Source organism: Arthrobacter sp. B6 (assembly GCF_001663775.1).
In the GTDB taxonomy this organism is placed as follows: Bacteria; Actinomycetota; Actinomycetes; order Actinomycetales; family Micrococcaceae; genus Arthrobacter.
In genome coordinates, this window is record NZ_KV467168.1 from 2,080,687 (window position 1) to 2,104,397 (window position 23,711).

The window sequence follows — 23,711 nt, forward strand, 5'->3', positions numbered from 1 at the left end:
TCGGGTGGGGCTGGCGGCGGTGGGCTGCTGCAAGGCGTTACTGGCCGTAGACGTTCTGGTACCGGGCGTAGAGGGAGTCGATGTGGCCCTGGTCTATGGCGATCGGCTCGCCCAGCTGGCGGGAAATGTGGACCGTGCGCGCCACTTCCTCGCACATCACCGCGGCCTTCACGGCGGACCGGGCGTCCTTGCCAATCGTGAACGGGCCGTGGTTCTGCATCAGCACCGCGGGCGAATTGGAGTTCTTCAGCGTCTCCACAATGCCCTGGCCGATCGAATCGTCGCCGATCAGTGCGAACGGGCCCACCGGAATGTTGCCGCCGAATTCGTCGCCCATCATGGTCAGCACACACGGGATGGACTCGCCCCGGGCCGCCCAGGCCGTGGCGTAGGTGGAGTGCGTGTGCACCACGCCGCCGACGTCGGGCATGTTGCGGTAAACGTAGGCATGCGCCGCGGTGTCCGACGACGGCGACAGCGGCGGGTTGCCCCACTCACCGTCCGCGTCGCCGTCCACGGGCACCCCGTAAAGGTCGGTGACCACCATCTGCTCGGGCGTCAGGTCGTCATAGGAGATGCCGGATGGCTTGATGACCAGCAGGTCGCGGCCGGGCACGCGGGCCGAAACGTTTCCGGCGGTCCACACCACCAGTTCGTAGCGGGTGAGCTCGGCGTGCAGGGTGCAGACTTCCTGCCGGATCCGGGCGATGGTTTCCAGGGTTTGTGCCGGCGTGGTGCTCATGCGGAGGCTCCAACCGTCGCGGGGGTGGAGGCGTCTGGTGCAGCGGCGGTGCTGGACGCTGCGGCGGACTTGGACGCTGCGGCGGACTTGGACGCTGCGGCGGACCCGCGCTGGATGGCCTTGAGCCGGTGCATCACATCGTTGGCGCCGCGGCCGAAGTAGTCATGCAGCGTGCGGTATTCCTGGAACAGTTCCTGGTAGGCGGCAACGTTTTCCGGGATGGGTATGTATACGTCGCCGGGCTCGGAGCCCATGGCTGCCGCGGCCTCCCGGATATCCGTGTACTTTCCGGCCGCAACGGCGGCGTGGATGGCGGAGCCAAGTGCGGGGCCCTGGGTGGAACCGATGGTGGAGAGCTGCAGCCCGGTGATGTCCGCGTAGATCTGCATCAGCAGCTTGTTCTTCAGGAGGCCGCCGGCCACGATGAATTCCTTCACGGGCACGCCGGAATCGCGGAAGGCGTCCACGATGGTGCGGGTGCCGAAGGCCGTGGCCTCAAGCAGGGCGCGGTAGGTGTCCTCCGGCTTCGTGGCGAGTGTCTGGCCCACCACCACGCCGGAGAGTTCGTGGTCCACCAGGACCGAGCGGTTGCCGGAATGCCAGTCGAGGGCGATGAGGCCGTGCTCGCCGATGGCCTGGCGGGAGGCGAGTTCAGTGAGGTATTCGTGGATGCCCAGACCCTTTTCGGAAGCGGCCTGGTGGTATTCCGGCGGGACGCCGTTCTTGGTGAACCAGCCGAAGATGTCGCCCACTCCGGACTGTCCGGCTTCGTAGCCCCAGAGGCCGTCCACGATGCCGCCGTCCACCACACCGCACATGCCCGGGACTTCGTGCAGTTCCGTGCCGTTCATGACGTGGCAGGTGGAGGTGCCCATGATGGCCACCAGCTGGCCGGGCTCCACTGCATGGGCCGCCGGGGCGCTGACGTGCGCATCCACATTGCCCACCGCCACGGCAATGCCCTCGGGCAGGCCGGTCCACTCGGCGGCTTCGGCTGTGAGGTAACCGGCCGCGTCGCCGAGCCGGCCGATGGTGTGCTCGAGTTTGGCGCTGACGAAGTCCTTGAACTCCGGGTTCAGCGCGGAGAGGAAGTCCTCTGACGGGTACCGGCCGTCCTGGTAGATGCCTTTGTAGCCGGCGGTGCAGGCGTTGCGGACATACTTGCCGCACAGCTGCCAGACGATCCAGTCCGCCGCCTCCACCCAGTGGTCCATCTCGGCGTAGGCTTCCGGGTCCTCTTCCAGCAGCTGCAGGCCCTTGGCGAACTCCCATTCGGAGGAGATGAGTCCGCCGTAGCGCGGCAGCCAGGTTTCGCCGCGTTCGGCGGCCAGCTGGTTGATCCGGTCCGCCTGCGGCTGCGCGGCGTGGTGGCGCCACAGTTTCACGTAGGCGTGCGGCCTGTTGGCGAAGCCAGCCAGCTCGTTCAGCGGGGTTCCGTCAGCCTTGACCGGCACCATGGTGCAGGCGGTGAAGTCGGTGGCGATGCCGACGACGGCCGCGGGGTCGATCCCGGCGGCTGCGATCGCGGCCGGAACGGCGTTGCGCAGGACATCGCGGTAGTCGTTGGGCACCTGAAGTGCCCATTCGCCGGGCAGCCGGGCGCCTGATCCGCCTGCCCTGCCAGCAACATCCGCCGGCAGCGCATCCGTGACCACGGCGTGCGGGTAGTCAAAGACGCCGCTGCCGAGCTCCTTGCCGTCCCTGACGCGGACCACTACCGCCCGCCCGGAAAGAGTCCCGTAATCCACACCGATGACGTAGTTGTCCGTGCCGTCCACTGTGACGTCCATAAAAGCTTCCTCCAATGAGCTGCCGCCGCTTCGCGGCCTGACAACAATTGTGAGCGCTAACAAATGCAAAGTCAACCACCTGGTGACAGCCTTTGCGGCGACCGCACCTGGCCAGGAAAGGGAGAGTTGCCTAGGAGCTGGCCAGCACAGTTGCGGCCTGCGTGGAAGGGGGCAGTTACCTGGAACCAGCGGCGGGTTGGGCCGTGCTGGCCCTGCGCACCAGAACAGGGGTGACCACGGTGGAACTCACGGCGGCGCCGGCTTCGATCTCCTTGAGCATGATGTCCATGCAGCGGCGGCCCAGTTCCTCGAAGTCCTGGCGCACCGTGGTGAGCGGCGGCGTGAAGTACCCCGACTCCGGCTGGTCGTCGAAGCCCACTACGGAGACGTCGTCGGGCACGCGGACGCCGGCCTCGTTGAACGCCCGCAGGAGGCCCAGCGCCATCTGGTCGTTGCCCACAAAGAGCGCCGTGGCGGTACGATCGGCGGCAAGCCGGCGGCCGATCTCGTAGCCGCTGCCCGCGCTCCAGTCACCTTCGTGCAGAATTTCCTGCGGGAGTCCGGCGTCCTTGAGGGCGGCGCGCCAGCCCTCGGCGCGGAGGGCGCCGTCAATCCAGTCCCCGGGGCCCGCCACGTGGCCGATCGTCCGGTGGCCCTGCTCGATGAGATGCCCGACGGCGAGCTCGGCGCCGCGCTTCTGGTCCACCATGGCACCGCTGACGGCCTCGTTGCCCAGGGAGCCGACGGCAACCACGGGCACACCGGGATTGAATTCCTCAAGGATCTGCAGGGTTTCCGAGTGCGGCACCAGCACGGCGATGCCGTCCACCGACTGGTCCGTGAAGTGCCGCAGTGCGTCGAAGATGGCCCCGCGGCCGACGGAGCGGAGGGCGGCGATGCTGACGAAATAGCCGGCGTCCCGGGCGGCCTGCTCCACTCCCAGGAGCGTGTTGGCCGGGCCGTACTGCGAGAGTTCGCTGGCCAGCACCCCAATGGTCTGCGAGCGCCGGGTCACCAGGCTCCTGGCGGCGGTGTTGCGCCGGTACCCGAGTTCGGCAATCGCAGCTTCCACCTTTTCCCGGGTGGCCTTGCTGACGTTCGGGTGGTTGTTGATGACGCGCGAGACCGTCTGGTGCGAGACCCCCGCGAGCTCGGCCACGTCCTCAAGACGCGGCAGCCGCCCGTTGCTGCTTTTTGACATGTACCCATTGTGCCCGTTGCGCAGCGTTCCCAAGCTTGTCCGCGGTTCGTGGCCGTCATGGTTCCAAACCCCGGACAAGCTTAGGAGCGCCTGCAATCGCGGCAAAGAAAAGTCCCCGGCACCCTGTTTCCAGGATGCCGGGGACTTGCCACTCTTCGCTAAAAGAGTGGGCCCTGTGGGGCTCGAACCCACGACCCACGGATTAAAAGTCCGATGCTCTACCAACTGAGCTAAAGGCCCCAGCTGACCGCCAAAAGAGCCGATCAGCCCAGTCCATTTCTGGACGTTAATACTGTACCCCACACCCGCGGCTCTTCCGGCACGCACCTGCGCGCCGCCGTCGTACGCTTAGCGGCCTGTTCCGGCCCCGTTACCGCGCCCCGGGTAGGCCCCGGGTACCGCCCAGCCCCGCACTCGATTCCCTTTGGGCACAGGAGTAGCGTGGGGGCATGAGCGAGCAAACAGGACCCAGTCACTACGGCGGAGCCAACCGGCATCACAAGCCCAAGCCTTTCGCGCCCATCGACTTTGAGCCGTTTGCAGGGGGTCCTGACCCTGCACGCGTCTCCGAGGCCGCCCACCTCGCCGCACAGGCACTGGTGCGCCACGGACGCGACAGCGACGACCCCGTCGTCACTGAACGGCTCGTCAAGCTGACGGATGAACAGGGGCTGGAGGCCATCGCGGAGATGTGGGCCGAAAGCCCGGCACGCTCCCTGCCCGGCGCCCTCTGGCGGCTGTACGCCCTCCGCGCCGCCACCGTCCAGGACCCTGAGCGGATTTCGGTCTACTTCCGTGCCGGCAAGGACACCGCCCAGGTCTCCAACGTGGTGGCCGGCGCCGCCGAACCGCCGGGCGCCGATGAGATGCGGACCATGGCTGACGCCATCCTCTCAGGGGCGTTCGACGGCGAGTTCGACGTCGCGCTGGAACGTTCCGCGGCGTTCTGCCGCGTGGTGGCGCTCGGCCAGGCGACCATCGCGGACGGCGCCGAACACGGTAACGAGGCCCACGCCAGTAAGCTCACGCGGAACTCCCACCAGTTGGTGAAGACCGCCGAGGACCTCGAGCACGCGGCCAACGCGTGGCGCCTGGGCGAGCTGGACTGACCCAGGCAGGCCCGATCTGTCAATGTTGACTTGGGCCAGCCAACGTAGAACACTGAAACTGGTGCCGAGCCGCGAAACCCCCGGGCTTCAACAATTAGCCGCCTAGAGCGGCCTACCGCCGAGAGGCGTATCCGGTTCGGCACCATTTTTGTGCCATTTTTTGGTGCCTGTGACAGCCCGGTAGAGTAATGGTCAATTGCTGGCTGCGGTCAAGTCACAAAGCCGGCTTCCCCATCACAGTACATTTCCCGGAGACCGGTACCCACGTGAAGCTGCGCCTTTTTCCCCAGGAGCCCGCCGGGCTGAACCTCCTTTCGGAGATGGCGCGCCAGATCGTCCTGGCCACCGCCACCCTTGCGGAGATCCTGGGCGTCCCCGCAGCCGAGCACGGCAAACTCGTGGAGGACATGCACAACCACGAGGCCAAGTCCGCGGAGCTGCACTTCGCACTGCTCACCCACATGCGCACCAGCTTTGTGAACCCCCTCCCCCGCGAGGACATGTACGCGCTGTCCCGCTACCTCAACGAGGCCATCGAGAAACTCGACGCCGCCGCGGAGCTGGTGGCCCTGTACAAGCTGGAGCGCTTGCCCAAGCGGGCGGCGGACCAGCTGGAGATCATCAGCCGCCAGGCCGAACTGACCGTGGACGCCATGCGCCAGCTGAACAACCTGGACGGCCTTGAGGACTACTGGATCGAGATCCTGCGTCTGGCCAAGCGCGCCGAACGCACCCACCGCGTCTGGGTGGCGGACATGATTTCGGACATGAAGTGGGCGCAGTACTCCCGGAACCGGGACATCGCCAACCAGCTGGTTGAGGTCACCAAGGACATGCGGCGGATCGCCACCCAGGTAGGCAGCATCATCGTCAAGGAATCCTGAGTTGACTGCAGCCATCTTCGGCCTGGTGGTTCTGCTGACTGCCGCGTTTGCCTTCGTCAACGGCTTCCGGGACGTCTCCACCGCCGTGGCACCCGCTGTCCGCACACGCGCTCTCACCCCCAGCGTGGCCGTGCTGCTGGCCGCTTTCTTCAACTTCCTTGGCGCCCTCCTCAGCGCAGGCCTGGCCGTGGCGGTGAGCCAGCACTGGATCACCCTGCCCGGCGGTGTCAACGGCCTCAACATCCTGGCTGCAGGCCTGGTAAGCGCCTGCGCCTGGGGCATCCTGATGTGGTGGCGCGGAATCCCGACCTCCTCCACTCACGCCCTCGTTGGTGGCCTTTCCGGCGCCGGACTGGCAAGCCTGGCAGTGGGCGGTGGCGCGGTAGGCGGCGTGGACGAGTCGCTCCTTTTCCAGGTGGTCCTGCCTCTGCTGCTCTCACCGCTGGTTGCCTACAGCGGCGCCTTCCTCCTGGTCTACCCGGCCACATGGGCGGCGCGCTATACCCAGCCCAACGTCGTCAACACCCGCTTCCGCCGCAGCCAGTCCATCGCCGCCGGCGCCGTGGCGTTTGGTCACGGTCTGCAGGACGGACAGCGCGTCAGCGCGGTGCTGCTGCTCGCCCTGCTGGCCGGCGGCTATTCCGACGGCGGCACCATCCCGATGTGGGTCGCGCTCCTGTCCGCCGTAATGATGACAGCCGGAACACTTTTCGGTGGTTGGCGCATCTCCCACACCATCGGCTACAAGATCATCCGGATTGACCCCCTGCGCGGTTCAGTGGCCCAGATCTTCAGTGCCGTGATGCTGTTTGTCGGCGCCATCGGCCTGCACTTGCCGCTGTCCACCACGCACACTGTGACGTCCGGGGTCCTTGGTGCCGGCGAAAACCAGAACTTCTCGGTGACCAACCGGCGGCTGGTCATCCGGATACTGGCGCTCTGGGTCCTGACGCCGGTCGCCACGGCCGCCGGGGCCTTTGTCCTGGCCCTCGCGCTGTCACCGCTGGCGGGCTGAACGGCGCATCGATTGCTCCAAGGACGCCCTTTTGGGGTGTCAAAAGGGCGTTGCCGGAGCAATCGATGCAAGAAGGTTGCGCCGATCACATGTCCGGCCGCAGTGCTCTGCCGGTGAATAGACTTGAGCGCATGGCCATCGCAACAGGATTCTCAGCAAGCGGGCGTTTCCTGCGTGGCCGCGTGCGCACCGGCCTGATCCGCAGCCGCAACTCGCTGTTCCCCGCCATTCAGATGACCGGCTGCGCCGTGGGGGCCTATGCATTCGCTGAGTACGTGCTGGGGCATTCCGGTCCGCTGTTCGCGGCGACGTCATCGCTGATTGCGCTGGGCTTCTCCCGGGAGCCACGGTTGCGCAGGGTGGTGGAAGTGGGGCTGGGCTGCACCATCGGCATCGCGGTGGGTGACTTGCTCCTCCACTGGCTGGGCGGTGGAATCTGGGTTGCCGCCCTCGTGCTCCTGATCTCCATCCTGCTGGCGCGGTTCCTGGACAGCGGCAACATCTTCACCACGCAACTGGGGCTGCAATCGCTGCTTGTGGTGCTCCTGCCGGCGCCCGCAGGCGGGCCCTTCACGCGCAGTCTCGATGCCATCGTCGGGGGGCTGTTCGCACTGCTGGTGACCATCCTTGTGCCAAAGGATCCGCGCCGCGAACCCCGGAAGGATGTCCAGAAGCTGCTCCATGAACTGGCAGAAGTGCTGCGGGAGTGCGCCACAGCCCTGAGCACCAGCGACTCCACGCAGGCGTGGCACGCGCTCATCCGCGGACGGAACTGCCAGCCGCTGGTGGACGGGATGCGCCACTCCCTGCGCGCTTCGGGCGAGGTGGCAACGCTGGCGCCTGCCTACCGACGGCACCGCGACGAACTGGACCGGCTGGAACAGTCGCTGAACTTCATCGACCTGGCCCTGCGTAACAGCAGGGTCTTCGCGCGGCGGCTTACCAGTGCCATCAACCATGCCGCCCTGTCCGATGAGGCCAACGAAAACATTGCCGAGGTGCTGCAGGACACCGCTGCCGCCATTGACGAACTGTCGCTGGGCCTGGCGGAAACGCACGACGGCGTCCGCCGCGCCCACCTGCGCAAGGCCCGGCAGGACCTGAGCGAAATCGCCCTCCGCCTGCATCCGAAACTGCTGGAAGTGCAGCGGCTTGAAGGCGAAACCGTAGTCATGCTGTTCCGGCCGCTGATGGTGGACCTACTGGAGGCCACGGGGATGGATTCCCGCGAAGCCCGGGACGTCCTGCCGGGGCTGTAGCCCGCCAGGGTTGGGCCTTGGGCAGCGCTCCGCCCTTCGTGGTTCGAACGGGGGTGACCCGTCCGGAGTGGACCACGTCAACGGCCCCGCAACCCAGGTGCACTGACGGCCAATGAAACGAATCAATAACGCCTAGGACCAGCCATCCGCATTCTGTTGACGGGACCCTGGTGCGAGCCTATGATTCAAATCACAGAGGACGTGAAACGATTCATTAGATGAGCCCCAAAGGTGCGGTATCTCAATGCATGAACCCAATGATTCCCGGTCCAGCCCGGACGGGGGGTTCGCTTCCAGTCATCTCCCTGGCCCACGCGGCGAAAACCTTTGGCCCCGTGGTGGCCTTGGCCGACGGGACCATGGAAATTCTGCCGGGTGAAATCCATGCCCTCGTCGGAGAAATCGGGGCCGGCAAATCCACCCTGGTCAAGATCCTGGCCGGACTGCACCATCCCGATTCGGGGGACTTCAGGGTGGACGATGAACCGGTCAACTTCAAGAATGTGGCAGAGAGCAAGGCTGCCGGCATTTCCGTGATCTACCAGGAACCAACGCTCTTCCCCGACCTGACAGCCGGCACGTCACCCTTGGTTAACGCACTGGGCTGCGCGCGGCCGGTCTTCCGGCGTACCGTGGAGACGATCCGTGCAGGGTGATGTCCGCCCCCGCCATTAGGGTGGAACGCATGGCTACAAAGACTTCCCGGGCGTCCAAGGCGCCTGCCTACAAGTGCGCCGAGTGCGGCTGGACCACGGTCAAGTGGGTAGGCCGCTGCGGCGAGTGCCAGGCTTGGGGCACCGTTGAGGAAACCGGCGCCGCCGTGGCGCGCACGACGGCGGCAACAACAGTTCTGGAGCCGGCGCGCCGGATTGCCGAAGTGGACGCGACCACCGCGGCGTTCCTTCCCACAGGCGTGGACGAACTGGACCGCGTCCTGGGCGGTGGCCTGGTCCCGGGCGCCGTGATCCTGCTGGCCGGCGAGCCGGGCGTGGGCAAGTCCACCCTGTTGCTGGACGTGGCCGCCAAGTTCGCCCGGACTGCGCAGGACGTCCTCTACGTCACGGGCGAGGAGTCCGCCGCGCAGGTGAAGCTCCGCGCCGAACGGATCGACGCCGTCGCGGATTCCCTCTACCTTTCCGCTGAGACGGACCTGGGGCAGGCACTTGGCCAGGTCGAGAAAATCGAGCCGAGGCTGCTCATTGTGGACTCGGTGCAGACCCTCAGCAGCGCGGACGTGGACGGCAGCGCCGGCGGGGTGTCCCAGGTGCGCGAGGTCGCGGCGTCCATCATCGCCTCGGCCAAACGGCGCAACATGACCACCCTGTTGGTGGGCCACGTAACCAAGGACGGTTCCATCGCCGGCCCGCGGCTGCTGGAACACCTGGTTGATGTTGTGTGCCAGTTCGAAGGCGAGCGCCATTCCAGGCTGCGGCTGCTCCGGGCCGTGAAAAACCGATACGGGCCCACGGACGATGTGGGCTGCTTCGACCTGAACGAGGACGGCATCCAGGGCCTGGCTGATCCCAGCGGGCTCTTCGTCAGCCGCACCAAGGACCCGGTATCCGGAACGTGCATTACGGTGACCATGGAGGGCAGGCGTCCGTTGCTGGCCGAGGTCCAGTCGCTGCTGGCCGAGAGCCCCAACTCCCAGCCGCGCCGGGCCACCAGCGGCCTGGACAGTTCCCGTGTGTCCATGCTCCTGGCCGTCCTGCAGCAACGGGCCGGATGCCTGCTGCACAAGGACGATTCCTACGTGGCCACAGTGGGCGGTGTGAAGCTCAGCGAACCCGCCACGGACCTGGCAGTCGCCCTGGCGGTGGCCTCGGCCAAGGCCCGGAAGCCCCTGCCCACCCGGCTCATCGCCTTCGGCGAGGTTGGCCTGGCCGGGGAGGTCCGGCCCGTGCCTGGCATCAACCAGCGGATCCAGGAGGCCCACCGCCTGGGCTTCACCCACGCCGTCGTCCCGGCCAGCCACAACGGTCCGGGCCCCGTTCCGGCTGGTTTCTCCGTGCGCGAAGTGGAGCACCTGACGGAAGCTCTGAGCCTGCTGATCGGATAAGCAGGCCCAGGCAGCTGGCCAACGCCCGGCCCTGATGCTGCTGTGTTCAGTTCCCCGCAATCACCAGCGCGACGCTGTGTCCGCCGAACCCGAAGGCGTTCACCAGGCCGGCAGCGGCGGAGCCGGGCGCGAGCGTGTGGGCGGTGTCCGTGATGACGTTGAGGTCAATCTCCGGATCCAGTGCCTCCACATTCAGCGTGCCCGGGAGTTGCCCGGTCTGCAGGGCCTGGACCACCACGACGGCGGCCAGCGCACCGGCGCCGCCCAGCAGGTGGCCGGTGTGGCCCTTGGTGGAGGTCACCGGGACGTTGGCACCGAAGATGGCTGTGATGGCCTGGGCTTCGAGCCGGTCCCCCACCGGGGTGGAGGTGGCATGGGCGTGGATGAAGCCGATGTCCGCGGCGTCCATCCCGGCCGAGGCCAGGGCTTTCTGCATGACCCTCCGCTGCATGGCCGGGTCGGCAGCCACGATGTCGTTCGCGTCCGAGGTCACTGATCCGCCGGCGGCCTCTGCCAGGACGGCGGCACCACGCGCGCGGGCATGCGCTTCGCTCTCCAGCACCACAATGCCGGCACCCTCGGCCAGGACAAAGCCGTCGCGGCCGCCGTCGAACGGGCGTGACGCAAGCTGGGGTTCGCCGTTGCGCGTCGAGAGGGCCCGGATCTGGGAGAACCCGGTGATTACCAGGTCATTTACTGAGGCGTCCACGCCGCCGGCGATGACGACGTCGGCCGCTCCGGACCGGATCATTTCGGCACCCTGCACGATGGCTTCGGCCCCGGAGGCGCAGGCGCTGACAGGTGTGCGGGCTCCGCCGCGGGCACCAAGGTCGATGGAGACCCAGGCAGCGGGGCCGTTGACCATCAGGCGGGTCAGGGTATGCGGCGATACCCGGCGCGGGCCGCCGCTGGCCAGTGCCCTGTCCTGCTCAATCGTGGAGCCGAGGCCGCCGTAGGCCGAACCGATCACCACGGCGAACCGCTCGGGGTCGACGTCCGGCGCCCCTGCCTGCTGCCATGCTTCACGGGCGGCCACCAGGGCAAGCTGTCCGCATCGGTCCATCCGCTTGAGCTCGCGTGTGGTCAGGTGCTCCGAGAGGTCGGCGGTGACCTGGCCGGCAATGCGCACGGGCAACTGTCCGGCCCAGTCATTGTCCAGGGCAGCGATCCCGGAGCGGCCGGCAAGCAACGCGTCCCAAGTCTGCCCAACGTTGGAGCCGAGGGGGTTGATCGTGCCGGCGCCCGTGATGAGCGCGCGTGGTTGGACTGCAGACATCTGGGTACCTGGCTTTCTTGTTGCGGGACGGAGGCGGCTGCCCGCATGCCGGGCAGCGCGAACGTCCCAATGAGTCTTCGGCTCCGTTCACCCGACGGATTGGAAGGAACAGCTATTTGGCGGGGTTGTGCGTCCCGATCGGCACCAGCGTCAGGTCCGGGTGGTTCTTCTCAATCCGGCGCAGGGCCCACACGTCGTTGAAGAGGGCGAGGTATTCGCCGTCGGACCGCACCAGCACCTCGGCGCCCGGCACGTTGGCCAGCGCGGGCATTGCATCCGCCGTCGAAATCCGGGCCATCGAGTACGGCAGGCGTTCCAGGCGCATGGGGGCATTGAAGTCGTGCGCCATGCGGTCCTCCACCACTTCGAACTGCATGGGGCCGACGGCGGCAAGCACCGGAGCCTGGTCGCCGCGGACGTCGGAGCGGAGCACCTGGATGACGCCCTCGTGCTCCAGCTGCTCGATGCCGCGGCGGAACTGCTTGAACTTGCTGGGGTCTTTGGACCGCGCCACCTGGAAGTGTTCCGGGGCGAACAGCGGGATGGCCGGGTACTCCACGGCCTCTTCCAGGAAAAGGCTGTCACCGACGCGCAGGGAGGAAGCGTTGACCAGGCCCACGACGTCGCCGGGGTAGGCCTCGTCGATGACCTCGCGTTCGCGGCCAAACACCTGCTGGGCGTACTTGGTGGCGAAGGACTTCCCGGTCCGGGTCTGGGTGACCACCATGCCGCGCTCGAAAACGCCGGAGCATACGCGGATGAAGGCTACGTGGTCGCGGTGGGCCTTGTTCATGCCGGCCTGGACCTTGAAGACAAAGCCGGAGAACGGCGATTCGACGGCGCGCGGGCTGCCGTCAACATCCGGGCGGGGCGCCGCTGGCGGAGCGAAGTCCACCAGTGCATCCAACAGTTCCTTCACCCCGAAGTTCAGGGCGGCGGAGCTGAAGAGGATGGGCGTGGCGGTACCTGCGTGGAAGGCTTCGACGTCGAACTCGAGGTTGGAGTCGATGACCAGGCCGGCTTCGTCCACGGCGTCGGACCAGTTGCTGCCCTGGCTCTCCGCGGCCTGTTCCGGCGTGAAGTATTCGGTCAGCGCGATGTTGGCGCCGGCGTTGTTGCGCTGGAAGCGTGCGAACCGGTCATTGCGCAGGTCCCAGACGCCGCGGAAATCGCCGGAGATGCCCACGGCCCAGGTCAACGGCATGGGCTGGAGGCCGGTCCGTTCGGTGATCTCGTCCATCAGGGCCAGGGCGTCCAGGCCGGGGCGGTCCCACTTGTTGATCACCGTGATGATGGGCAGGTTGCGCTGCTTGCAGACCTCGAACAGCTTCATGGTCTGCGTTTCCAGGCCCTTGGCGGCGTCCACCAGCATCACTGCGCAGTCCACGGCGGCCAGGACCCGGTAGGTGTCCTCGGAGAAGTCCGCGTGGCCGGGAGTGTCCAGCAGGTTGATGACGGTGTCCCGGTAGGAAAACTGCAGCGCGGCGGAGCTGATCGAGATGCCGCGGTCCTTCTCCATCTGCATCCAGTCCGAGACCGTTTCCTTGCGGTTGGCCTTGCCACTGGAGGCACCGGCGGTGCCGATCACCTTCGCGTGCAGGGCCAGCGCTTCGGTGAGCGTCGACTTTCCGGCGTCAGGGTGCGAAATAACGGCGAACGTCCGACGCCGGGCCGCCTGTTTGTGAATCTCGGAGACCCGGGCGGGGCTAAGGACATCTTGGGACACGGTGCTACTTTCGCTGCGGTGGGGATAACCCTGGGCGCTGGAGGGGACATCGCTTGACGGGAAGGGGACTGGCTGAGCGCCAAGTTCCAAGTTTATCGCAGCGGCAGGCCCGCGCCGAAGGTGGCGCCATCTGAGCACTTAACGCCACTGAAACGCCTGATTCAGGCTGGTGCAGTCGAGCACGTGCCGACCTGGCTGGCGTTCGCCATACTGGTTCATGCAGGCGACAACGGTGTTGGTCGAGGGCGAGAGTGACAGGGTGGCGGTCGAGGCGCTGGCCTTTCGCATTGGGCATCCCTTCATCCAAACCGGCCAAAAGTGCCTCCCGGCCAACCGCCGTCGAACCCAATAACGGCGCATTCCACAGCACCCCCTAATGGGGCACTTTAGGGCTTGTCCGTGCGGTTGTTGCCTGTCCTTACCTCTATCATTGAGCTTGCGGGAAACTGCGCACTTTTTGATCCCGTCGGTGAAGTGTAAACCGGCGTACCTGCGGGCGGCAGTCCGCACCTTTGAAGGGAACACTATGGCTCGGAGCCCCGAAGAATCGCTCAAGGCGACTCTGGGCAGAGTGGCTCCAGGCACGCCGCTGCGTGATGGGCTGGAACGCATCCTCCGCGGACGCACAGGCGCACTCATCGTTTTAGGCTCGGACCGGACCATTGACTCCATCTGCTCCGGCGGGTTCGACATCGGCATCGACTTCTCCCCCACGCGCCTGCGCGAACTTGCCAAAATGGACGGCGCAATCATCTGCGACAAGGACGCCGGAAACATCCTCCGCGCCGCCGTCCAGCTGGTCCCCGACTCCAGCATTGAAACGCAGGAATCCGGCACCCGGCACCGCACCGCGGAACGCGTGGCCATCCAGACCGGCGTGCCCGTCATTTCCGTCAGCCAGTCCATGCAGATCATCGCGCTGTACGTAAACGGCCTGCGCCACGTCCTGGAGGGCTCCGAGAAAGTCCTGGCCCGCGCCAACCAGGCCCTCGCCACCCTTGAGCGGTACCGTTCGCGGCTGGACCAGGTCACCAGCTCGCTGTCTGCCCTCGAGATCGAAGCCATGGTGACCGTGCGCGACGTCGCCGTCACCCTGCAGCGCCAGGAAATGGTCCGCCGGATTTCTGAGGAAATCTCGCAGTACGTGCTGGAACTCGGTGAGGACGGCCGCCTGCTGTCGCTCCAGCTGGATGAGCTCACGGTGGGCCGCGGCCCCGGCAGCGACGTCATCATCCGCGACTACGGCGGGCCGGACGCTTCCGCCGACGACATTGAGAAGGCCGTCAGCGCCCTGGTCAATCTGGGCCCCACTGAGCTGATAGACCTCGGAAAAATCTCCGGGATCGTCGGATTCGCGGGCGGTGAGGCCAATCTCGACGCCGTGGTGCAACCGCGCGGGTACCGGCTGCTGTCCGGCCTCAAGGCAGTGCCCAAGGCTGTTGCCGACCGCCTGGTGGACCACTTCGGCGGCCTGCAGTTCCTGATGGCAGCGACAATCGATGACCTGATGACCGTGGACGGCATCGGCGACCAGCGCGCCCGCACCGTCCGCGAAGGCCTGAGCCGCATGGCCGAAGCCAGCCTGCTCGACCGCTTCCTCTAAACCCCATCGCGCGCTCCCCCACCGGCCTTGAGCGGCTCAAAAGGGCCGTGGGGCCCACGCGGCAGGGTTCCCTGGGCGAGCTTGCGAGGCAAGGGGGCCGGTGGGGAGGACAAGAGTCAGTTGAGCTGGAAAACAGCTTTCGGGCTGGCCCTGGAGCCAAGCTTTGCCGTGAAGATGTAATAAGCCCCGCCGGCACCCGGCTTGGCTTCAATGGGCTGGCAGCCTTCCAGCGTGCGGTTCCGCGTCCACGGGAAGTTCGCCGTCTCGCTCGCACCAGGCTGGATGATCTTCACCAGGTCCTCGCTCTTGGCCTGGCAGTCCCTGGACGAGAAGATCCTATCCGCGCCGCTGGTCACCAGGAACTCCATCTGGGAGGTACCGATGTTCACTTCACAGGGCATCGTGCCGCCGTTGGTCACTTTGAGGCTGAGCAGCGGGTTCTCGTCCGGGCCGTAAGCAGCTTTGTCGGTGGACGCCGAAACGGTCACCAGGTTCTGGTTGCACGTTGGCGTCGGGGTCGGGGTCGGGGTAGGCGTGCTTGTGGGCTTTGCCGACGGCGAAGCTGAGGTGGCGCTGCCCGTGGGGCTGCCGGTGGAGGAAACCTGGTCGGAGCTGCCGCTGAAAGCCCCGGCCACAGCAAACCCGCCGAACACCATGGCAGCCACCATCAGCAGGGCAGCTCCCACAAACAGCCGACGCCGCCGGTACACGGCGGGGCTCGGCTTCCGTCCGGCGCCGGGACCGGATGCGGATGCCTTGCTGCGTGATGATGAATTGCCTTGCCTGCCCATCCTTCTAGGCTAGAGAACCGGCGGTGCTCTGCCGGCCCACCACGCCGCGCGCTCCGCCAACGCTATGGTCACGGATTGGTTTCCGGCTGCGGGGTTTTCGGACCGGTGGCTTCCCTTGCGTTGGTCTCCTTGCCTTGGCTTCCCAAGCCGAGGATCCATTACAGTGTTGGGATCGACGCTACAGCCCTCGCCCCAGCACTTTCCCCTGAAACCCCGCCTCAAGAATTACAGCCAACGCCCGCGCGCGGGTCCTTGCCTGTCCACCTGCACAGCCGCGTCAACGGCTGGTTCGCGGAAACCGCCCGGGACCTCCCGTGGCGTGAACCCGACTGCTCGCCATGGGGAGTGCTGGTCAGCGAAATCATGCTGCAGCAGACGCCGGTGGTGCGGGTCCTGCCGGTATGGCAGGAATGGCTGGATCGCTGGCCCACTCCCGGGGACCTGGCGTCCGAGCCGGCGGGCGAAGCCGTCCGTCACTGGGGCCGGCTGGGTTATCCCCGCCGGGCGCTCCGGCTGCACGCGGCGGCGGCTGCCATCGGACGCGACCACGGCGGCCAGGTTCCCGGCACGTACGCCGAACTGCTGGATCTGCCCGGCGTAGGCAGCTACACGGCCGCGGCGGTGGCGGCGTTCGCGTTCGGCCGCCGGGAAACCGTAGTGGACACCAACATCCGCCGGGTCCATGCCCGGCTCATTTCCGGCGTCGCGCTTCCCTCCCCTTCCCTGACGGCAGCGGAGATGCGGCTCGCGGCGGAACTGCTGCCGGACGACGACGACACTTCCGTGCGCTGGAACGCTGCGGTGATGGAGCTGGGAGCGCTGGTGTGCACGGCGCGGGCGCCGAAATGCGCCGTTTGTCCCGTGCGGGATTCGTGTGCCTGGCTGGCGGCAGGCGAGCCGCCGCCGTCGTACGTTCCGAAGGGGCAGGCGTGGCACGGCACGGACCGCCAGGTCCGCGGAGCCGTGATGGCCGTGCTGCGCCTCGCAGACGCGCCGGTGCTGCCGGAGCTGTTTGCGCAGGAACCTGCCGATCTCGGGTTCGCGCCGGATGGGATCGGCGTCCCTCTGGCGGCTCTGCACAGGCTGAACTCCGCCCCGGAACAGCTGGAACGCGCACTGGCAGGGCTGCTCAGCGACGGCCTGGCCGAGCTGCACCACGGCGGCTACCGGCTGCCGGCCTGACTTTGACAAGCCTTCCCCTGCCGGGGTGGCATACTTCTTGGTGACCGGAACCGGGGGAATTCCATGAAGATAATGCTGTACGTCATCTGGGCGCTGTTTGTGGCCGGTGTCATTTTTTCGCTTGTCCACATGCTGCGCAAGGCCAAGCGCCACGAGAACCTGATCACCAGCTGGCCCAAGGCGCACGCAACGGTGACCGGCAACGTTGCGGGCTGGAGCCATGGCGGAGGCGGCTCGACGCGGAACAGGCGCTTCTACCCCACCTACCAGTTCGCTGATCCCAACGGAACCCTGTACGCCGGCGAATCCGAGGTTTCGTACGTAAACCAGCAGGCGCCCGGATCGCTCCTCGAAGTGGCGTACAACCCGGCAAATCCCAACCAGTCGTTCCAAGTGGCGTACGAATCAAAAAAGTTGATCGGCTGCCTGATGCCGGTCTTCGCGCTGTTCGCCCTGGGCTCGTTCTGGTTTATCGGCATCTTCCCGGTGGGCTGACCCATGGATTTCCTGAAGCTGCTCTTTGTTGTCCTGCCCGGACTCTCCCTGGTGCTTGGCCTGATCCTGGCAGGCCTCTCCCTGTCCGCGTCTTTCCGCCGTCGGCGCTCGATGGCCGGGTGGTCACACACGTCCGCCACTGTCACTGGCAACCTCCACGGGGAAGACGGCCCAGCCAGCAATGGCCGCAACCGGTTCGCCCCGTCCTATGAATTCGCCGACGCCGCGGGCCAGCGATGGCTGGGGCAGTCCGACATCTACAGCCGCGACCAGGCGATCATTGGAACCACCATTCCGGTGGCCTACAACCCGGCCAACCCGGCCGAGTCCACGCTGCCGGTCTTCATCGTTGCCAAGGGCAGGATGGCCACAGGTCTCGTTCTGGTGACCTTCTGCGTGCTGGCCATAACGATGTTTGCCTCACTTTCCTGGTAGGCGTGCGGGCTTCGGCCCGCACGCCTACCCTGAAGTATGCGCAAGTCCGGGGTACTTCTGGCACTGATAACGACGACGGCGCTCACCTCTGGCTGCTACTACTACCCTTACGAGACGCCGTGCCCGGCGATCGGCCAGGCGTCGGTGGTTTCCGTCACCGTGGCGGCCCCCTACGTGCCCCAGGTGGCAGCCCTGCACTTGAAGGCCTGCCAGGACGGCGTGTGCACCGAAGATGACCTGGAACTGCGCCAGGGCAGTGTTTCCATTGACCAGGGCTGCACTCCGGACGGCGTCTGCTCGGCCACGGCGTCGCCCGACGGAACCATGATCGGGACGCTGTTCCTGGACGCCCTGACCGAATCGCCCATGGCGGTGACGGCCACCGGAACCTCGGCGGACGGGTCTGCTCTGCCGGTGCGGACGCTGGACTTCGTTCCCCGCGGTGAATTCCCCTACGGCGAGCACTGCGGCAGGTTTGTTACCGCATCGGTGGTGCTCGACGCCGAGGGGTTGCGCCCGGCTCCCTAATGCCCGGCTAGGGCTGCGCGGCAGGGTCAGCTGCCCCGGTGTGGGAAACCTGCCGGGCTGTCCCGAAGAGCCACGCGGACACGTCGCTGCGGAGGACAAGGTGCGGGCCGCCGGTATCACTTACGCTGCCGCTGGGGACGTAGTAGCCGCGGCCGGCGCCGGGCCCGCCGGCAGCCCGGTCCAGGGCTTCCACCAGGGGCTTGGTCAGGTGGCCCTGCGGCCCAAGGCCGCGCAGGACGTCAAGTTCCTCAGGGGTTAGCCTGCCCAGAATTTCAGCAATATTGGCCATGATGGGTCCCTTCGAGCAGAGAGTGCCTGAAGGGACAATCTAGGGCACCACCTTTAACGGCAGGTGAACTGAGGATTGCGGTTTCGCGCCCGCTCAGAACAGGGTGGCCTGGCCCATCACTCCGTCCCCGCAGCCGCCCGCGTCCGCGCCGGACAGGCCCGCCTCCACCCGCCACTCGAAGCCGAGTTCTGCGAAGAGCTCCTCGATGGATGTCTGCCCGTCCAGTACCACCAGTGGCGGGCAGTTGTCATCGAAGGAGAGCCGTTCCATGGCATAGAGCCTATTCGCAGGCCCGGACAGGACAGGGTGAACACACCGCGGAGTGCCCAAACACATGCCAGAGGGCCCTACGGCTCCCCGAATCCGGCCTGGACCAGCCCGCCGACATAGTTCACCGCCCGCTCGGCGTCCACACCCCAGGCCTCCACGTGGAGGACCGAGCCTTTGCCGGCAGCCAGGGTCATCAGTGCCACCATCGAGGTCCCGTCCAGGCCGTTGACTGTCACCCGGGCGTCCAGGGACGACAGTCCGCCAGCGATCTTCGCAGCCGGGCGTGCGTGCATTCCGGCCTGGTTTATGAGCTCAAAGTCGCCGGTGAACTCCGGTCCCGCCCCAGTGACGGAGCCCTCCTCGACGGCACTCAGGGAGGACGACGCCGGCACTCCCGCTGCGGAGCCGAACACCCCTTCGGCTGCACGCTTGACGGCGTACACGTCCGCGCCGCCCTGGGCTGCCACCGCAGCGGCCACCAGCCCTTCCACCAGAGGAGCATCCGCCAGCAGCACGCCCTCCGGCTCCCCCGCAAACTCCAGCGCGGATTCCGCTGTCATCACGGCCGATCCCAGGTCGGTGAGAACCACCACGCCATCCCCGCCGGCAGCCTGCTCCAGGGCGGCCATGACCCTTTCCAGGCTGGTGCCGATCCGCCCATCCGGGGTTCCCCCGGCGGCCACAATCGAAACATCCGGAGCCATTTGCGCGGCAAGTTCTGCGGCGCCGTCGGCAAGCTTTTCACTATGGGAGACCACCACCAAGGCGACAGTCACGCCGCGGCCCCAACTGCCGCGCGGAGGATCAGGGCAGTGGAGGCGGCCCCCGGGTCGCGGTGGCCGGCGCTCCGCTCCCCCAGGTAACTGGCACGGCCCTTGCGCGCCACCATGGGATCCGTGGCGACGGCGCCTGCCTCGGCAGCCTCGGCCGCGGCCACAAGGACTTCAAGGGCCGTGCCGGCCCCGTCGGCTGAGGCTGCAATGGCCGCTTCGGCGGCCGGTGTCCACGCATCCACCATGGTTTTGTCGCCCGCCTCGGCCTTGCCCCTGGCCACAATCCCGTCCCGGGCCGCCACCACGGCGCGGGCGAAGGCAGCAGGTTCCACCTCCGGCGAATCGCCCAGCGATGCTGCAGCCCGGAGGAAGGCTGTCCCGTACAGCGGGCCGGCGGCACCGCCCACCTTGGACATCAGCGTCATGGCCGTCAGCTTAAGCGCGGCTCCGGGCGTTTCCGGCGGCACCTCGGCCAGTTTGTCCAGGACCGCCTGGAAACCGCGGTCCATGTTCTCGCCGTGGTCAGAGTCCCCGATGGCGCGGTCCAGTTCAATGAGCCACACCCGATGTTCCGCCATGGCCTGCGCGCAGAGCGTCAGCCACTTCACGGCCCAGTTCGCATCCAGCACCATGGCTACACTCCCCAGCGCAGGGCCGCCGTGTGCACCGGAGCGTCCCACAGCCCGGTCATTTCATCGTCCAGCCGGAGTACGGAAATGGAGCAACCCTGCATCTCCAGGGCCGTGATGTAGTTCCCCACGAGCGAGCGTTCCACGGTGGCACCTCTGTCCGTGATTACCCGGGCGGCACGGCGGTACACAATGTAAAGCTCACTCAGCGGCGTCCCGCCCATACCGTTGACGAACAGGAGCACCTTGTCACCGGCGACGATGCCCAGGTCGGTCAATACGGGCTCCAGCAGCGCGTCGGTGATGGCGTCCGCACTTTCGAGGGGGATTTTGTGCCGGCCGGGTTCGCCGTGGATTCCGATGCCGATCTCGATCTCGTCGTCTTCGAGGTCGAAGCTGGGCGAGCCGGCGTGCGGCACGGTGCACGCCGACAGTGCCACGCCCATGGTGCGGACATTGTTGTTCACCTTCTCGCCGACGGCGGCAACGTCGTCCAGGCTGTCGCCCCTCTCGGCTGCCGCTCCGGCGATCTTCTCCACAAGCACTGTGCCACCCACGCCTCGCCGCCCGGCCGTGTACAGGGAGTCCTCCACGGCAACGTCATCATTGACCAGGACGGTCCGGACCTGCACACCTTCCGCCTCGGCCAGCTCGGCAGCCGTTTCGAAGTTCAGCACGTCGCCGGTGTAGTTTTTGACGATGTGGACGACGCCGGCGCCGGAGTCCACTGCCTGCGTCGCCGGAAGGATCTGGTCCGGCGTTGGTGACGTGAACACCGCCCCCGGGACGGCGGCGTCGAGCATTCCGCGTCCCACAAAGCCTGCGTGCAGCGGCTCGTGGCCGCTTCCCCCGCCGGAAACCAGCCCCACCTTGCCTGCCACCGGCGCGTCCTTGCGGGTGACAAACCGGGGATCGGCACTGACCGTGACAAGGTCCGCGTGGGCCAGGCCGAAGCCGTCCAGTGATTCGTCCACCACAGCGCGGGGATCGTTGATGAGTTTTTTCAAGGCGGCTCCCGGCCGGTCCGTGCTTCCTGGAGGATGTCAGTTTGACCCTACTACCGCCGCCCGGACTGCGGTAGCTTCTGTCCGCTTGCCGCGAGTCCTGCCGGGAACGACGAAAGGGACGGCCCCCAATGACAGTCCCTTGCGCACGTGCCCCCAAACACAGGCAATCCATAGTTTATCCATCAAATCGACTAATGCAAGGAAAAGTCCCTGACATGACGCGCGAACGTACACTTCAGGCCCCAGCGCAGCGCGCGAACGTACACTTCAGGCCCCAGCGCAGGGCCCGAAGTGTACGCTCGCGCTGACTGGCGGTGCTTAAGTGTCCGTTCGCGCCGGATGTGCTGAGGTGATTGCGCGCCTCAGGCGGCGGGCACGACCGCAGGCGCCGGCAAGATGGCGTGGCCGTGGCGGAAGAGGTTCTTCGGATCCAACTCCGCCTTCGCCTCGCTGAGCCGTAACCGGGCAGCCTCCGGCCAGGCGCTGGCTGCCAGTTCGGGCGAGGTGAGATGACCGTACAGGTTGACGGCTGCGCCGCCCGTTCCATATGGCTCGAGTGCCAAACGCGCGGCTGCAATAGCGGCCGGAACCAGATGGGCAATCTGCGGAGCCATGATGCCCACGGCGAAGAACGACAGTGCGGCATCGCGCCCGCCCACGCAGTCGGCGTCGGGAACGGCGCCCCTCAGCGGAACGGCCAGTGCGCCACCCATCAGCCGGATCTCCGCCAGCAGGAGCGGAGCGGTGCTGTCAGGTCCGGCCAACTGAAGCAACGCTTCCTCCAGGCCGTCGTCAAGCTCCTTCAGCAGCAGGCCACCTTCGTGGACAGGCACCGGATGCTCCGGGTCGGCGTGGATCTCGTCCACCCGCAGATAAGGAAGTGGACCCACCCCGTCGACGAGGACCGGAGCGGCACCGCGCATCGGCGCAAGCAACCGCGCCCCTTCCTCTGCATTGCCCTGCCAGGCAAACCGCAGGTGCATCACAAACTTGCCGCGGAGGAAGCCGGGCACTTCCTCCATGTCCGGCAGGCGCAGGAAGGCCAGCGACGCCGAGGCTTCCGATGGCAGCCGCCTGCTCCAGCCACGGAATGCCCCGAGCACGGCCCTGGCATGGCCACCCTCGTAGAAGATGCCGCCGGCGAACAGCTCGCCCGCAGGGAACAGCGAGAACTCCATCGCCGTTACAACGCCGAAGTTACCCTTACCGCCCCGCAGCAGTGCGAACAGCCGTGGATCACTGTGGGCGTCCACTCGGCGCAGCACGCCATCCGGGGTAACCAGGTCGAAGGCAAGGACATGGTCCGAGGCGAAGCCGTACTTCCGTCCCAGCAGGGGGATGCCGCCGCCGAGGGTGTAGCCAACCACGCCGACGTCGGTGGTGGAGCCATGCAGGCCCATCAGCCCATATGGGGCGGCAGCCTGGAGCACGTCCCGCCAGCGCACGCCGGCGCCCACCCGGGCCGTCCGCTCTTCGGGATCAATGGACAGTTCCAGCATGAGGCGGGTGCTGATCAGCAGGCCTCCGATGATGGCGTTGGCGGCGCCATGGCCGGTCGACTGGACTGAAATGGACATGCCACGGGCCGCTGCCCACCTGACTGCGGCAACGACGTCGTCGGCATTGACGGCACTCAGGACCAGGTCCGGGGTGTGGCGGGTTGCGAGGTTAAAAGCTGCGACTTCGGCGTCGTAGTGGGCGTCGCCGGGGGCATACACGAGCCCGCGGACCAGAAGCTGAAGTTCGGTTTTTTCCGTGTGGGAGGAAAGGATGTGCATGAGGTGCTTTCATTAGTCGGGGTTTGCTCCCCAGCAAGTCAACCCAGTTTATCCATCGAATCGATCAACGAAAAGACTTCAAAAATCATCCATAATTCCCGGTCCCAGCCGGGCCCTCCTAGAGGAACTTGATCATCCGCGTATTGCCCAGTGTGTTGGGTTTGACCCGGGCCAGATCAAGGAATTCGGCAACACCTTCGTCGTGGGAGCGGAGCAGTTCGGAGTAGACGACCGGATCCACCGCAGACTGGTCCGCCATGACGTCGAACCCGTGCCGTTTGAAGAAGTCCACCTCGAATGTGAGGCAGAAAACGCGGGCAACGCCGAGCGCGCGGGCCTCGTCGAGCAGGCTCTCGACGAGCACGTGACCCACGCCCCTGCCGCGCCAGGCGTCGGACGCAGCGAGGGTGCGCACCTCGGCCAGGTCTTCCCACATCACATGGAGGGCGCCGCAGCCGATGACTTCGCCATCTTCTGATTCTGCGATCCGGAATTCCTGCAGGCTCTCGTAATAGGCCACCGTCTCCTTGGCCATGAGGATCCGCTGCTCCGCAAGCGGCGCCACCAGTCTCTTGATGGCGGCCACATCGCCGGTGCGGGCAGGACGGATATGGAAGGAGTCAGTCACAGGTTCAATCCTACGAGGCGAGGGGGCTGCCCGTGGGACGGTGCCGGGCCAAGCACGGTGCCGGGTGGGAACGCTCCGGCACCGGCGCCATTTGCCGCTTGCTGCTCCTTCGTCGCTCTGACGCAAGCTACACAAATGACCCCGGCACCCTCGCTTCGCATGAAGCGCGCCTGCGTCCGGCCCGGCACGAGGCGAAGGAGGCTGGGACATTTATGTAGCGTGCGTCAAAGGGAGGTACGAGC

24 protein-coding genes and 1 tRNA gene are annotated in these 23,711 nt (G+C 66.7%); 11 read left to right on the plus strand and 14 right to left on the minus strand.

Features of this window, described 5'->3' with window-relative positions; translation table 11 throughout:
• Positions 1–37: 37 nt before the first annotated feature.
• From AU175_RS09130 to AU175_RS09145, 4 genes are all read right to left on the minus strand, one after another.
• A complete protein-coding gene (locus AU175_RS09130; protein WP_066287723.1) occupies positions 38–742 on the minus strand; it encodes an L-ribulose-5-phosphate 4-epimerase in 705 nt (234 codons plus the stop codon).
• A complete protein-coding gene (araB, locus tag AU175_RS09135) occupies positions 739–2,532 on the minus strand; it encodes a ribulokinase (RefSeq protein WP_066287726.1) in 1,794 nt (597 codons plus the stop codon). Before araB ends, AU175_RS09130 begins: the two co-directional genes overlap by 4 nt.
• A gap of 175 nt (positions 2,533–2,707) precedes the next feature.
• Complete coding sequence (locus AU175_RS09140; protein WP_066287728.1) at positions 2,708–3,733, minus strand: LacI family DNA-binding transcriptional regulator; 1,026 nt, start codon at positions 3,731–3,733, stop codon at positions 2,708–2,710.
• A gap of 167 nt (positions 3,734–3,900) precedes the next feature.
• Positions 3,901–3,973: transfer RNA gene (locus AU175_RS09145), tRNA-Lys, on the minus strand.
• A 209-nt stretch (positions 3,974–4,182) separates the two neighbouring features.
• Between AU175_RS09145 and AU175_RS09150 the strand changes: the two genes are divergently transcribed.
• From AU175_RS09150 to radA, 6 genes are all read left to right on the plus strand, one after another.
• A complete protein-coding gene (locus tag AU175_RS09150; RefSeq protein WP_066287731.1) occupies positions 4,183–4,842 on the plus strand; it encodes a hypothetical protein in 660 nt (219 codons plus the stop codon).
• Between the two features lie 266 nt (positions 4,843–5,108).
• Positions 5,109–5,726: a DUF47 domain-containing protein gene (locus AU175_RS09155; protein WP_066287734.1), complete on the plus strand. Its 618-nt coding sequence runs from the start codon at positions 5,109–5,111 to the stop codon at positions 5,724–5,726.
• 1 nt (position 5,727) lies between these two features.
• Positions 5,728–6,741: an inorganic phosphate transporter gene (locus tag AU175_RS09160; protein WP_066287738.1), complete on the plus strand. Its 1,014-nt coding sequence runs from the start codon at positions 5,728–5,730 to the stop codon at positions 6,739–6,741.
• Positions 6,742–6,872: 131 nt separating this feature from the next.
• Positions 6,873–8,000 carry an FUSC family protein gene (locus AU175_RS09165; protein ID WP_066287741.1) on the plus strand — a complete coding sequence of 376 codons (1,128 nt, stop codon included), beginning with the start codon at positions 6,873–6,875 and terminating at the stop codon, positions 7,998–8,000.
• Positions 8,001–8,248: 248 nt separating this feature from the next.
• Positions 8,249–8,656 (plus strand): ATP-binding cassette domain-containing protein, encoded by a 408-nt coding sequence (locus AU175_RS09170; protein ID WP_442855290.1) that lies wholly within the window; start codon positions 8,249–8,251, stop codon positions 8,654–8,656.
• Between the two features lie 29 nt (positions 8,657–8,685).
• Positions 8,686–10,059: a DNA repair protein RadA gene (radA, locus tag AU175_RS09175; RefSeq protein ID WP_066290856.1), complete on the plus strand. Its 1,374-nt coding sequence runs from the start codon at positions 8,686–8,688 to the stop codon at positions 10,057–10,059.
• Between the two features lie 46 nt (positions 10,060–10,105).
• Here the strand turns inward: radA and AU175_RS09180 are convergent, their stop codons facing one another.
• Both AU175_RS09180 and AU175_RS09185 read right to left on the minus strand, forming a co-directional pair.
• Positions 10,106–11,335, minus strand: a complete 1,230-nt coding sequence (locus AU175_RS09180; RefSeq protein ID WP_066287747.1) for a beta-ketoacyl-[acyl-carrier-protein] synthase family protein — start codon at positions 11,333–11,335, stop codon at positions 10,106–10,108.
• A gap of 112 nt (positions 11,336–11,447) precedes the next feature.
• Positions 11,448–13,061: a peptide chain release factor 3 gene (locus AU175_RS09185; protein WP_066287749.1), complete on the minus strand. Its 1,614-nt coding sequence runs from the start codon at positions 13,059–13,061 to the stop codon at positions 11,448–11,450.
• Between the two features lie 526 nt (positions 13,062–13,587).
• Between AU175_RS09185 and disA the strand changes: the two genes are divergently transcribed.
• A complete protein-coding gene (gene disA, locus AU175_RS09190; protein WP_066287750.1) occupies positions 13,588–14,664 on the plus strand; it encodes a DNA integrity scanning diadenylate cyclase DisA in 1,077 nt (358 codons plus the stop codon).
• Positions 14,665–14,780: 116 nt separating this feature from the next.
• On the opposite strand, the gene AU175_RS09195 is transcribed toward disA, so the two are convergent.
• Entirely contained in the window at positions 14,781–15,455 is a 675-nt protein-coding gene (locus AU175_RS09195; RefSeq protein ID WP_066287752.1) for a hypothetical protein, read from the minus strand.
• A gap of 252 nt (positions 15,456–15,707) precedes the next feature.
• Here AU175_RS09195 and AU175_RS09200 point away from each other — a divergent pair, with 252 nt between their 5' ends.
• From AU175_RS09200 to AU175_RS09215, 4 genes are all read left to right on the plus strand, one after another.
• Positions 15,708–16,637 (plus strand): Fe-S cluster assembly protein HesB, encoded by a 930-nt coding sequence (locus AU175_RS09200; RefSeq protein ID WP_066287755.1) that lies wholly within the window; start codon positions 15,708–15,710, stop codon positions 16,635–16,637.
• 63 nt (positions 16,638–16,700) lie between these two features.
• Complete coding sequence (locus AU175_RS09205; protein ID WP_066287758.1) at positions 16,701–17,132, plus strand: DUF3592 domain-containing protein; 432 nt, start codon at positions 16,701–16,703, stop codon at positions 17,130–17,132.
• Positions 17,133–17,135: 3 nt separating this feature from the next.
• A complete protein-coding gene (locus AU175_RS09210) occupies positions 17,136–17,567 on the plus strand; it encodes a DUF3592 domain-containing protein (RefSeq protein ID WP_066287763.1) in 432 nt (143 codons plus the stop codon).
• Between the two features lie 36 nt (positions 17,568–17,603).
• A complete protein-coding gene (locus AU175_RS09215) occupies positions 17,604–18,095 on the plus strand; it encodes a hypothetical protein (RefSeq protein WP_066287764.1) in 492 nt (163 codons plus the stop codon).
• Between the two features lie 7 nt (positions 18,096–18,102).
• Here AU175_RS09215 and AU175_RS09220 read toward each other — a convergent pair whose 3' ends face one another.
• The 7 genes from AU175_RS09220 to AU175_RS09245 all read right to left on the minus strand — a co-directional run bounded on the left by AU175_RS09220 (position 18,103) and on the right by AU175_RS09245 (position 23,469).
• On the minus strand, positions 18,103–18,384 hold the full coding sequence (locus AU175_RS09220) for a hypothetical protein (protein ID WP_066287765.1): 282 nt from the start codon (positions 18,382–18,384) through the stop codon (positions 18,103–18,105).
• 93 nt (positions 18,385–18,477) lie between these two features.
• Positions 18,478–18,654 (minus strand): hypothetical protein, encoded by a 177-nt coding sequence (locus AU175_RS21700; protein WP_156642243.1) that lies wholly within the window; start codon positions 18,652–18,654, stop codon positions 18,478–18,480.
• Between the two features lie 77 nt (positions 18,655–18,731).
• Positions 18,732–19,430 (minus strand): dihydroxyacetone kinase phosphoryl donor subunit DhaM, encoded by a 699-nt coding sequence (gene dhaM / locus AU175_RS09225; RefSeq protein WP_066287767.1) that lies wholly within the window; start codon positions 19,428–19,430, stop codon positions 18,732–18,734.
• Positions 19,427–20,059 (minus strand): dihydroxyacetone kinase subunit DhaL, encoded by a 633-nt coding sequence (gene dhaL, locus AU175_RS09230; RefSeq protein ID WP_066287770.1) that lies wholly within the window; start codon positions 20,057–20,059, stop codon positions 19,427–19,429. The genes dhaM and dhaL overlap by 4 nt, the downstream gene beginning before the upstream one ends.
• Positions 20,060–20,061: 2 nt before the next feature.
• On the minus strand, positions 20,062–21,063 hold the full coding sequence (dhaK, locus tag AU175_RS09235; protein ID WP_066287773.1) for a dihydroxyacetone kinase subunit DhaK: 1,002 nt from the start codon (positions 21,061–21,063) through the stop codon (positions 20,062–20,064).
• A gap of 362 nt (positions 21,064–21,425) precedes the next feature.
• The gene (locus AU175_RS09240; protein WP_066287775.1) at positions 21,426–22,841 is read right to left on the minus strand and encodes an FAD-binding oxidoreductase; all 1,416 of its coding nucleotides are present in this window, start codon (positions 22,839–22,841) and stop codon (positions 21,426–21,428) included.
• Between the two features lie 118 nt (positions 22,842–22,959).
• Positions 22,960–23,469, minus strand: a complete 510-nt coding sequence (locus AU175_RS09245; RefSeq protein ID WP_066287778.1) for an amino-acid N-acetyltransferase — start codon at positions 23,467–23,469, stop codon at positions 22,960–22,962.
• Positions 23,470–23,711: the final 242 nt, after the last annotated feature.